This is a genomic window from Enterovibrio paralichthyis (assembly GCF_019209835.1).
In the GTDB taxonomy this organism is placed as follows: domain Bacteria; phylum Pseudomonadota; class Gammaproteobacteria; order Enterobacterales; family Vibrionaceae; genus Enterovibrio; species Enterovibrio paralichthyis.
The window spans coordinates 107,524-119,887 of record NZ_JAHUTS010000001.1; the positions used below are offsets into that span (position 1 = coordinate 107,524).

Genomic DNA, 12,364 nt, shown 5'->3' on the forward strand with positions numbered 1-12,364 from the left:
TATTGATTTTATTTCCAATGAATCTGTTAAAAAAAACCAATTTGGTGCGTGTTTGTTCTCAAGGACGAAAAAATAACTTTCGACTACAGGTGTAGACGAAAAATCCTGACTACGCTGTTTTAGATATAAGACTGATGTATTTCCGGTGAGTGAGACGTCCGAATGATTAGTCGTTTGCCCTGAAAAATATTCGATAAATCAGTATGAAATGTCGATTTCGCTCACGTTCGATTGAATAAAACACAGGTAATGTTTGCGGTGTGGATCGCAAAAAACAAGGACGGACAGCCATGAGTGATTTATTGGAAAATTACGAGAGCGGAGAGTTCTTCGATGAGCTGGTAGACAGCGAAGGGAATTGCCGCGTTTCGTCGGGAGGGCTGATTCGTTATCTCGAAGAGTTGCCGGAAGATGAACTCGAGCGGCGAAAGCAAGCCGCTGAGTCGACAATCCAGGATATGGGGATCAGCTTTACCGTCTACACCGACGAAGGAAATATCGACCGGGCTTGGCCATTCGACATTATCCCCAGAACGATTGACGCTGACGAATGGGCAGTTGCAGAGAAAGGATTGAAGCAGCGACTGACCGCCCTGAACCGCTTTATCGACGACCTCTACCACGATCAAAACTGCATCAAAGACGGCATCATTCCCGCCCATATCATCAAAGACTCCAAGAACTTTCGCCCCGAATGCGTGGGTGTTTCGCCCCCTTACGGCGTTTGGGCGCACATTTGCGGTACGGATTTAGTCCGTGCGGGAGATGGTCAGTTCTATGTGCTGGAAGATAACCTGCGGGTGCCATCAGGCGTTTCCTACATGCTGGAAAACCGTGCCATCACCAAACGGGTATTGCCGGAGCTGTTTGAAAATGACGATATCCAGCCGGTCGATGCCTATACCTCTGAACTGTTTAACACCCTCAAAGCATTGTCACCGCGTAAGATCAAACAACCGGAGATCGTGGTGCTGACACCGGGCATTTTTAACTCCGCCTATTTTGAGCACGCCTTCCTCGCGCAACAAATGGGGGCTGAGCTTGTTGAAGGGCAGGACTTGTTTGTCGACGACAACGACTGCGTCTACATGAAAACCATTTTTGGCCCTGAGCGTGTGGACGTGATTTACCGTCGCATTGACGATGCCTTCATTGACCCGGAAGTGTTCAACCCGGATTCTATGCTGGGCGTACCTGGTCTGATGCGCGCCTGGAAAGCGGGCAATGTCGCGCTCGCCAATGCACCGGGTGCCGGTGTGGCGGATGACAAAGTGGTGTACGCCTATGTACCTGCTTTGATCCGCTACTACCTCGATGAGGATCCTATCCTGCCGAACGTGGAAACCTTCCTGTGTGAAGATGCCGAACAGCGCGAATACGTGCTCGCCAACCTCGACAAACTGGTTGTGAAACCAGCCAATGAGTCCGGTGGCTACGGCATGTTGGTTGGCCCTCATTCCACCAAAAAAGATCAGGAAATGTTCGCCAAACTTATCCAGGAAAACCCGCGCAACTACATAGCGCAACCCACACTGAAACTCTCGACGGCACCGACGCTGGTGGCGCGTGGCAAACTGGAACCGCGCCATCTCGACTTGCGGCCGTTTATTCTCCAAAGCAACAAGACGTACGTGACTGCTGGTGGCTTAACCCGCGTTGCCATGAAAAAGGGCTCGTTGGTGGTTAACTCCTCTCAAGGTGGTGGCAGTAAAGATACATGGATAGTTAAAACGAAAGGAGCGAAGTGATGTTATCGAGAGTCGCAGAACGCCTGTTTTGGAGTGCGCGCTATCTGGAGCGCGTAGAAAATACCGCTCGCCTGGTGAGTGTTTACGATGAACTGCTGTTTGACCTGCCACGGGATGTGAAGGTTACCTGGTTCAACCTGATCGAAATTAACGGTTGTGTGGAAGAGTTCACCAACATCTACAAAGATCACGGCGAAAAGAATGTCATGCGTTTTCTGCTGGCGAAAGAGGACAACCCAAGCTCGCTGCTCAATTCGCTGATGATGGTGCGCGAAAATATCCGCACCACCCGCGATGTGGTGCCGGAAGAAATGTGGGAGCTGATCAACGAACTGTGCATGTATGCCCGTAACCATATTCAGCAGGGGATTAACCGTTCAAACCGCTACGCCTACCTCAATGCCGTGATTGAAAGCTGCCAGAAAATTAATGGCCTGCTGACCAATACCATGAGCCGCGATGAAGGCTGGAGTTTTGTCATGTTGGGGCGCTATGTTGAGCGTGCAGACATGAACACCCGAATTCTGGATTCTGCCGCTACCCTGAAAAGCAGCACCACAGATGAAGAGCTGAGCCTGCTCAATCAGGTTATCTGGGCGAAAGTGCTCAAATCCCAAAGTGCCTACCTCAGTTTCCAGCGCACCATGCGTTCAGAAATTGACGGTGTCAGCACCTGCCAGTTCCTGTTAACGGACGAAGCGTTTCCGCGCACCCTGGTGTATTGCCTCAAGCAAATCAAGAATGCAGCGAGCTATTTGCCACGCCATGAAGGCGTCGTGGTCGCCGTGGATAAAATTCTGGCGAACACCTATTCGATGGAAACAGACGACGATATCAACCGCGATTTCAGCGGCTATCTCAATGATATCCAGTTAGCGCTGATTGAAATGCAAAACGAGATCCGTGAAACCTGGTTCCACTTCAAACGCGGAGATGCAGCATGACTATCCGCGTAGCGATCCTGCACAAAACCTCTTACGAGTTTGACCGGGATGTGAATGTCTCGCCGCATATACTGCGGTTGAGACCTGCTCCCCATTCACGCACTCACATTCACGCTTATTCCTTGAAGGTGACGCCAGACGATCACTTTATCAACTGGCAACAGGATCCGTTTGGTAACTATCAGGCGCGTCTGGTGTTTCCGGAAAAGACGCGCAAGCTGGAATTCGAGGTGGAAGTGATTGCCGATATGACGGTGATCAACCCGTTTGATTTCTTTATCGAGGAATACGCCGAACACTTCCCGTTTGCCTACACCAAACACCTGAAAGAGGAATTGGCGCCATACCTCTGCGTGGCAGAAGAAAGCGAAGCGTTGGATAAGTATGTCGCAGGTATCTCCCGTGAAAAAGCAGCGATCGTTAACTTTCTGGTCGACATTAACAGCAAACTGGCCAATGAAATCCAGTATGGCATCCGTCTTGAGCCGGGCGTGCAAACCTGCGAAGAAACCCTGTCTCTGAAAAAAGGGTCGTGCCGTGACACTGCCTGGTTGCTGGTGCAAATCCTGCGCAAGCTGGGATTAGCGGCGCGATTTGCTTCCGGTTATCTGGTGCAGTTAACCGCGGATGTCAAAGCGCTGGATGGCCCGTCAGGCCCGGAGCAGGATTTCACTGATCTCCATGCCTGGTGTGAAGTCTATCTGCCCGGCGCAGGCTGGATTGGGCTTGACCCGACAAGTGGCCTGTTAGCTGGGGAAGGGCATATCCCACTGGCCTGTACTGCTGACCCTGTCTCTGCCGCGCCAATCACCGGCGGTACTGATAAATGCGAAGTCACCTTCGATTACAGCAACACAGTGATCCGCATCCACGAAGATCCGCGCGTGACCAAACCCTACAGCGATGATGAGTGGGAAAACATCAAAGCCCTTGGCAACGCGGTCGACAAAGAGTTGGAAGAAAACGATGTTCGCCTAACCATGGGCGGTGAGCCGACGTTTGTTTCTATCGATGATATGGACTCGGCGCAATGGAACACCAAAGCGCTGGGGGCTGACAAACTGCGTTTGGCAAAAGATCTGCTGGTGCGTTTGAAAGAAGAGTTCGGCAGCCATGCCTTGCTGCATTACGGGCAGGGGAAATGGTATCCGGGTGAAGAGCTTCCTCGCTGGGCGTTGGGTTGTTTCTGGCGCAAAGACGGTGAAGCGCTGTGGCAAGAACCTTCGCTGCTGGCAAGGGTCGACAAAGACTACGGCCACACTTTAGAAAATGCCGAAACCTTCAGCAAAACCCTGTGCCAGTCACTGGGTCTGTCAACGGTATTTGTCCAGCCTGCCTATGAAGACGCGCTCTATTACATGTGGCTGGAAAGGCAGTTGCCTGATGGGGTAAACCCGAAAAAAGCCAAGTTGAGTGATGACCTAGAACGTCGCAGACTGGCGGCGGTGCTGAGCCGTGGTCTGGATACGGCATCTGGGTTTATTCTCCCTATCGCTCATTCTGGAAATGGCTGGTACAGCTCGCCGTGGCCAATGCGATCGGACGTGATCACCCTGATCCCGGGTGACAGCCCAATGGGATTCCGTCTGCCGTTGGGCTCATTGCCTCCGGTTGCGCCGGAAGAAGTGATCCCTGAGCGCGATCCGTTTGAACCGCGTGAACCTTTGCCAGTTTTCGGTTTGGATGAAACCGTACCCGCTTCAGCGCAACAGCAGGTTGAACAACAACCGGAGGCATCTGGCGCGTTGGTAGACGTGGTGCGCACTGCCATTTGTATCGAACCGCGCCAAGGCAAGCTGCATGTGTTTATGCCGCCAATGAATACCCTGGAAGAGTACGTGGCGCTGATCCATCACGTGGAAATGACAGCGCGTACGCTTTCCATGCCGGTAGTGATTGAAGGCTACGAGCCGCCGAAAGATCACCGTTTGCAAAAGTTCCTGATAACGCCGGATCCTGGGGTTATCGAGGTCAATATCCATCCTGCCAAGAACTGGTCGGAACTGGTCAACAACACGGAAACCTTGTACCAGGCTGCCCACGAATGTCGCCTTGGCACCGAGAAATTCATGCTCGATGGCCGACACACAGGCACTGGTGGCGGTAACCACATCACGTTAGGTGGCTCAACACCTGCGGACAGTCCGTTCCTTCGCCGTCCGGATTTGTTGCGTAGTTTTGTCAACTACTGGCAGCACCATCCGGGGCTCTCATACCTGTTCTCCGGCATGTTTATCGGCCCGACAAGTCAGGCGCCACGCGCTGATGAAGGGCGGGATGAAGCCCTGTACGAACTGGAAATTGCGTTCCAGAACTTCCCTGAAGGCGAAGTGGAGCAGCCTTGGCTGGTTGACAGGCTGATGCGCAACCTGCTGGTGGATATTACCGGCAACACCCACCGTTCAGAATTCTGTATCGACAAACTCTATGCGGCGGGCTCGGCGAGCGGCAGGCAGGGACTGTTGGAATTCCGTGGTTTTGAAATGCCGCCCCATGCGCGTATGTCGCTGGTGCAAACCCTGTTAATCCGCTGTCTGGTCGCGCGGTTCTGGAAATCGCCGTATCACAAGCCACTGGTACGCTGGGGCACCTCACTCCACGACAAATTTATGATGCCTTTCTATGTGTGGGAAGACATCAAAGAAGTGGTGGATGACCTGCAGCGTCATGGCTTGCCGTTCAAGCTGGAATGGCTGGCGCCGTTCGAGGAGTTCAGGTTCCCGCATTACGGCAGGTTGCAACTGGACGATATCGAGCTGGAAGTGCGCTGGGCAATTGAACCCTGGCACGTATTGGGCGAAGAAATCACTCAATCCGGTACCAGCCGCTATGTAGATTCCTCCGTGGAGCGTATTCAGGTGCGGCTAAGTGGCCTGACCGAAAACCGCTACGTGCTTTCCTGTAACGGCCGTCAAGTGCCGCTCAGAGCCACGGGAAGGCAGGGCGAATATGTCGCCGCCGTGCGATACCGTGCCTGGGCACCGCCTTCGGCGTTGCACCCGACACTTGGGATTAATGCGCCCTTGGTGTTCGACCTCATTGATAGCTGGAATGGCATGTCGATTGGTGGATGTACCTATCATGTTAGCCATCCGGGTGGGCGGAACTACGATACCTTCCCGGTGAATGCCAATGAAGCGGAAGGGCGCCGGGTCAGCCGTTTCAGTGATACCGGATTTACGCAGGGCCCTTTGATGCCGCCACCTGCATTTGATGCGCTACGTCAGTTCTATCCAAATGAGGATGTGCCGAAACCAATGTCGCCGCCGAAAGAAGAGGTGAGTATGGAATACCCCAACACCTTAGATTTGAGAAAGCAGCGCGCAGGGTTGGTATAAATCCGATACTGGGTTGTTAACATGATGTATCCTTCTCGCTAAGGCCATGAAGGTATAAAACCAATAATGACGAATCACTCAGGTTCTGAACCAAAAGCGGCGAACACGGTATCGCCGCTCTCTTATCCTCATCAGATGCATGGAAACGCTTATGACGAGGTTTACGACGAAGACAATAGCGTTAAGCCGCACTGGCAATCGATATTGTCTTATTTCTCCTCATTACGCGCTGAGCGGTTGGATGAACTCCAGCGCCTGGCGCAGCGTATTCTGCGCGATGACGGCGCAACCTACGATCTGAAAAATGACCCACTGCTTCCCAAGGTCTGGTCGTTGGATATCATTCCCAACACCATAGACATTGCAAAATGGCAGACCCTTGAAACTGGGCTTATCCAGCGTGCAGAGTTGTTTAATCTCATCTTGCAGGATATTTACGGTGAACAACGGCTGATCCGTGAAGGCATCGTCCCACCGGAAATTATCTTTAACCATCCGGATTTCCTGCGCCAGTGTGTCGGTATAAACATGCCGGGGCTAAAACACCTGACACTGCACGCCACGGATCTGGTGCGGGATAGAAATGGCGAATTCATTGCCATCGGGGATCAAACGCAGACCCCGGCAGGTTTGGGTTTTGCGCTTGAAAACCGCACCGTGATCTCCCGTGTGCACTCCTCCCTGTTCCGCCACAGTTACGTAAAGCGTCTGTCAGGTTTCTTCCATACCCTGCGTAACACGCTGACCGAACTTGCCGCGCACAAAACGGACGATCCGAAAATCGTGCTGTTGACACCAGGGTCATCCAGCAGCAGTTATTTTGAGCATACTTACCTTGCCAACTACCTTGGCTATCCGTTGGTAAAAGGGGGCGATCTGACGGTAAGAAACGGAAAAGTGTGGCTAAAATCGATTAACGGGCTTTCTCCGGTCGATGTCATCCTTCGCCGTACAGACGACAATGACTGCGATCAGGTCGAGCTGAGTGCCAATTCGCTGCATGGCGTTCCTGGGCTGCTGGAAGCGGCCAGAAGCGGAAATGTCATCATCGCCAACCCGCTTGGCAGTGCGGTGTTGGAATCGCCTGCATTGATGGCCTTTATGCCGCAAATCTGTCATTTCTTCCTGGGTGAGCCGCTCGTCCTGCCAAACGTCAACACTCTGTGGTGTGGCGACCCAACCAGCCTGGCGTTTGTCGAAAGCAATCTGGCGACGCTGATCATCAAGCCCGCTTACCGACGCTCGCAGGGTCAATCCATTTACGGACATATGCTGAGCGATGCTGAAAAGCAGACGACATTAAAGAAAATCCGCGCCAACCCGGGTGGGTTTGTCGCACAAAGTTATGTTCCCGGATCTTTGGTGCCCGTATGGGCGAATGGCTCGTTGGAAAGCCGCCCAAGCCTGCTGAAAGCCTTTACCGTGGCGGATGGCGAAAGTTACGCCGTGATGCCCGGTGGTCTGAACCGCGTGGCAGACACGCCGGATGACTATGTGGTGACCTACCTTTCCGGCGCGCGCAGCAAAGATTTTTGGGTTACGGCAGACAGCCCGGATTTAACCCACCAATCCATGCTTGATCGCACTGCGTTCGAGATGGTGCAGGAAGGCAATCTGCCAAGCCGCGTGGTCGACAACTTCTTCTGGTTCGGGCGTTATGCCGAACGCGCTGAGATGAGCCTCCGCCTTATCCGTGTCGTGTTCAAACAGCTTAATGGCATTGAACTGATGGAGCCGGAAAGCCAGCAAACCCTGCTTCGCGCTATTTCGCTGCAAACCAAATGCCTGCCGGGATTCACTGAAGGCAAACCTGACTTGTTTGAGGAGCCGGAAGAGGAGCTTGCCGATCTGGTCACCAACGCCAAGCGGGTAGGTTCGATCAAAGCCAATTTACTCGCCATGCTGGCCTGTGGTGAGCAGGTGAGGGAACGGCTTTCTGCGGATACCCGTATCATCTTAAACCGCCTGCGCGATCGCCTGAGCGAAATAGACCGTGCCTATGAAAACGGCTTGCCGGAAGCACCGGAAGAGTCGCTGGACGGCTTGGTTACCTCACTGCTTGCCCTTTCGGGTTTGAGCAATGAAAGTATGTTACGCGGGCATGACTGGTTGTTTTTGCGCATGGGGCAGCGCACTGAACGGGCAATCCAGACCATCACCCTGCTCAAATCGACGCTGGTTAACCCGCTGCCGGAACTTGCCCAACAGCAGGTGTTGGAATCGGTATTGCTGAGCGTGGAAGCCCTGATCTCTTTCCGACGTCGTTACCGCACTAAAGCCCGGGTCGCCTTTGGTCTGGATTTGCTGATGATAGACCGCACCAACCCGCGTGCGCTGGTTTACCAGATGGAAAAACTGCGTGAGTATCTGGACAGGTTGCCAACGCCGCATACCTATGTGCCCGGTGGTTTGTCGCCGGAATACAAGCTGGTGATGAAAACGCTCACTGATATTCAACTGGTCGATCTAGAAGCGGTTTCCGCGGAAAGTGACGGTAAACGTGAAGCGCTTGAGTTGTTGCTGAACACCCTGAGTGAGCAACTTGAACAGTTCACATCACTGGTTGCCGATAAGTACTTCGACCATACAGCAGGCCCTCAGCAGCTGATCAAACCCAAATGGAAATTGGATGTATGAAATTTAGAATCCAGCATACAACGACCTATTCCTACAGTGCGCCGGTGATGCTCTGCTACAACATGGCGCATCTGGTGCCGAGGGAAACAGAGAACCAGCGCTGTTTCAGTAGCCTTATTTCGGTTTCACCAGAGCCGGTTTACCAGAATGAAGGTGAAGACTATTTCGGCAATCGCACCTTTTACTTTTCCATCCAGTCCCCGCACAAAGTGCTGACGATTGATGTGGTGAGTTATCTGGATGTGCAGCCAACCCCTTGGGCGGCGCAAATCGATACCCACACGCTGACCTGCGGTGAACTGCGGCAGATGCTCAAAGATGGCACCACAGAAGAGGCCAGAATGGCGAGCGAATACTGCCTTGATTCGTTGCAAATCAAACGCTCACCCAAACTGGCGGCCTTTGTGCAGGAGCTTTTCAGCGATGAAAAACCCGTGCTAAAGGCGGCCATGACGCTGACTAGCAAGATATTCAAAGAGTTCACGTTTGACCCAACGGCAACAGATGTCACTACGCCGCCCGAAGAGGTCTTGGAGCAAAAGCGCGGCGTGTGTCAGGACTACGCACAACTGGCGATTGGATGCCTGCGTTCAGTTGGATTAGCTGCCCGCTACATGAGTGGCTACATTGAAACCCTGCCACCGCCGGGACAGGAAAAACTGGTGGGGGCGGATGCGTCCCACGCTTGGTTTTCCCTGTTTGTTCCCGATTTGGGTTGGGTAGAATTCGACCCTACCAACAACCTCATCGCCAGCGATCAACACATCGTGACAGGGTGGGGAAGGGACTACGCCGACATCACACCACTGCAAGGCGTAGTGTTCGAAGGTGGCGACACACACAGTCTGAGTGTGTCGGTGGATGTGGCACGTATTTAGCTCGTATTTAGACTCGCGTTCCGCACAATCCTATAATCTGTTTTTCTTTAAAAAGGGTGGAATTATCCACCCTGAAATTTCTTCTTTCGCGTAGCCTGAAAAGATCGCGCTTCCGTTTTTTTCTATTCAAATTCCGAATTGTTCGAAAAAAATACAGATTTTTCCGCCTTCATTAATTTCCCTTTATATCAACCAAATAAGACGGATTCTTGCGTATGGATACTCCTGCTTATCCCACCTAATTTTAAAATTTTGTGAAATTTAAAATTTCCGTGTGAGGTCTGATTAGGCGGTTGGACAAGTGTCTGTACCTGAATTTGTCGGAGCGCTGAAATTACTCTTTGAGCGCCCACAATGGTTATTAAGATTCTCACCAAATTGGATATTGGAGAACGGAACATGAACAAGACTGAAAAAGGCGCCACTTTTGCTTCTCTCGCTTTGGCTGTTGCAATGAGCTCTGCGGCGTTTGCTGCTGAAGCCCCAGCCGGTAGCTCTGGCGCGGCTATTGGTGCAGGCGACAAAGTACACTGCTACGGCGTTCATTCTTGCAAAGGTAACTCCGACTGCAAAACCGCTGAAAACGCCTGTAAAGGTCAAAACGTTTGTGCAGGCCATGGCTTTAAAGCGATGGACGCAAAAGCGTGCCTTGATGACGGTGGCGTGATCGGCGACATCAAATAAGTAAAGGAGTACAGAGATGACGTTAAGTTTTGGTCTGGGGCTTCGCACTCAGCATTACAATGATTTCCTGACTGCACCACAGCCTGTTGACTGGCTTGAGGTCATTTCTGACAACTATATGGTCGATGGCGGTAAGCCATTGACCATGCTTGACCGCATTCGCGCTGACTACCCAATGACCATGCACGGTGTGTCGATGTCGATTGGTTCAATCAATGGGTTGGACGAAGACTACCTGAAGAAGCTCAAAAAGCTGGAACAACGCATCGAACCTATGTGGGTGTCTGATCACCTTTGCTGGACGGGTTGCCACGGTAAAAAGCTGCACGATTTAATGCCACTGCCCTTTACCCTTGAAGCGATTGACGTGGTGGTTCGCAACGTTCAGCAGGCTCAGGAAGTCTTGCAACGCCCATTAGTATTGGAAAACGTCTCCAGTTATGTCGAATTCACCAGCTCGGAGATGACCGAATGGGAGTTTCTTTCTGAGGTGTGTGAAAGGGCAGGAAGCGAGTTACTGTTGGATATCAACAATATCTATGTGAGTGCGGTCAATCATGGTTTCAAAGCCGAAGATTTTATCAATGGTGTGCCTGCTGACCGTGTCCGTCAGTTCCATTTGGCGGGTCACCAGAATAATGGGGATTACTTGATTGATACCCATGACCACCCGGTTTGTGGTGATGTGTGGGATTTGTATATCTATGCGCTGATTCGTTTTGGTGAAACCCCAACCATGATTGAGCGCGACGCCAATATTCCCCCATTGGAAGAACTGCTTGCTGAGCTGGATAAGGCAAGAAACCTGGCGTACAGCGTGTTCCCCAAAAACGTCCCACTCGCAAAAGGTGCCTAATGAAGCTGCAGAATATTCAAAGCGACTTTCAGCGCATCGTGCTGGAAAAAGAGTGCTCAGATGCGAATTGGGTGAGTGGGAAAGCTTCGAACCTTTCGACGAAAGACAGGCTCAGGATCTATCACAATGCCTATCGTGTGCGTTTGGTGGAAGTGATGGAAGACACCTTTGAACACACCAAGGTGTACCTGGGCGATGAGTGGTTTGACCGTCTGGCAAATGCTTATGTGCAATCCCATCCCTCAAGCTTTAACAACATCGGGCTCTATGGCGCTGAGTTTGGTGCTTTTCTGGCAAAACAACTACCAGATGACGGCGATGTTGCCGAGCTTGCGACCATGGACTGGGTGCTTCGCCGCGCATTTGATGGGGCAGATTCCAACGTGATGACGCTGGAGGATTTGCAGCAGTTCGCCATGCAATCACCCGAGGGTTGCCGCCTGCACTTTGTGCCGACGCTCACCCGTGTGACACATTACTTCAATACCCTGGATATCTGGCACGCGATTGATCAGGACAATACACCTCCTGCCGCAGTGAGATTCCCTTCTGCCGTGGATGTGTTGGTTTGGCGTAAAGAACACTCACCGCACTTTCGCAGCATCTCGCCTATTGAATCAGCGGCGATTGATTGCGTGTTAGCGGGGCAAACCTTAGATCAAATCGGCGCCAGCCTGCAAAATCAGTTTCCGGAGGCTGATATCGCCACCGAGTTTGGCGTGATGATCCAGCGCTGGATAGGTGATGAGGTGTTAGCGCTCGAAAATTAACTCCCAGCATTGAAGGGAGCTGCGGTTGTCGCTCTCTTTGCCGTATATCGCCATCTAACCTATTCTGGTTTCACCTTTGGTTGTCTTAATCGGTAGTGAAACGCATGGTTAAAGGATCCTGTCATTGCGGAAATGTGCAGTTGTCAGTTCAGAAACTGACAGATACCGCGACGAAGTGTAACTGCTCGATTTGCTCCCGCTATGCCGTAATCTGGGGTTATTTTACTGAAGCGGATGTTGTCGTATCTATTGGCTCTAAAGGGATCAGCGCCTATAGCCACGGTGATAAAACCATCAACTTCAACCGCTGCAATGAATGCGGATGCGTGACGCATTACACCTCAACAACGCCCTCACCGAGCGCCCGGTTAGCGGTCAACTACCGAATGTTTCCGGATTTCTTCATTTCCCAGGTAAAAATCAGGCGATTTGATGGTGCGGACACATGGCAGTATCTGGATTAGACGCAACCGTCATCGATAAAACGCCCGGCAATTCCCGTCCTGAAT

General features: G+C 52.0%; 9 protein-coding genes. All 9 read left to right on the forward strand.

All coding sequences use genetic code 11. The features are described from left to right. The first annotated feature begins 290 nt into the window (after positions 1-290). Positions 291-1,748 carry a circularly permuted type 2 ATP-grasp protein gene (locus tag KU854_RS00445; protein WP_218356536.1) on the forward strand — a complete coding sequence of 486 codons (1,458 nt, stop codon included), beginning with the start codon at positions 291-293 and terminating at the stop codon, positions 1,746-1,748. Further along, positions 1,748-2,692 (forward strand): alpha-E domain-containing protein, encoded by a 945-nt coding sequence (locus KU854_RS00450; RefSeq protein ID WP_218356537.1) that lies wholly within the window; start codon positions 1,748-1,750, stop codon positions 2,690-2,692. The genes KU854_RS00445 and KU854_RS00450 overlap by 1 nt, the downstream gene beginning before the upstream one ends. Then, entirely contained in the window at positions 2,689-6,030 is a 3,342-nt protein-coding gene (locus KU854_RS00455; protein ID WP_218356538.1) for a transglutaminase family protein, read from the forward strand. Before KU854_RS00450 ends, KU854_RS00455 begins: the two co-directional genes overlap by 4 nt. A gap of 66 nt (positions 6,031-6,096) precedes the next feature. Continuing rightward, positions 6,097-8,667 (forward strand): circularly permuted type 2 ATP-grasp protein, encoded by a 2,571-nt coding sequence (locus tag KU854_RS00460; protein ID WP_218356539.1) that lies wholly within the window; start codon positions 6,097-6,099, stop codon positions 8,665-8,667. Continuing rightward, a complete protein-coding gene (locus KU854_RS00465; RefSeq protein ID WP_218356540.1) occupies positions 8,664-9,545 on the forward strand; it encodes a transglutaminase family protein in 882 nt (293 codons plus the stop codon). The genes KU854_RS00460 and KU854_RS00465 overlap by 4 nt, the downstream gene beginning before the upstream one ends. Before the next feature lie 399 nt (positions 9,546-9,944). Further along, the gene (bufA2, locus tag KU854_RS00470; protein WP_054779708.1) at positions 9,945-10,229 is read left to right on the forward strand and encodes a BufA2 family periplasmic bufferin-type metallophore; all 285 of its coding nucleotides are present in this window, start codon (positions 9,945-9,947) and stop codon (positions 10,227-10,229) included. Between the two features lie 16 nt (positions 10,230-10,245). Next, complete coding sequence (bufB, locus tag KU854_RS00475; protein WP_218356541.1) at positions 10,246-11,085, forward strand: MNIO family bufferin maturase; 840 nt, start codon at positions 10,246-10,248, stop codon at positions 11,083-11,085. After that, a complete protein-coding gene (locus KU854_RS00480; protein WP_218356542.1) occupies positions 11,085-11,855 on the forward strand; it encodes an HvfC/BufC family peptide modification chaperone in 771 nt (256 codons plus the stop codon). Before bufB ends, KU854_RS00480 begins: the two co-directional genes overlap by 1 nt. Positions 11,856-11,959: 104 nt before the next feature. After that, positions 11,960-12,319 (forward strand): GFA family protein, encoded by a 360-nt coding sequence (locus KU854_RS00485; RefSeq protein WP_218356543.1) that lies wholly within the window; start codon positions 11,960-11,962, stop codon positions 12,317-12,319. The last annotated feature ends 45 nt before the right edge of the window (positions 12,320-12,364 follow it).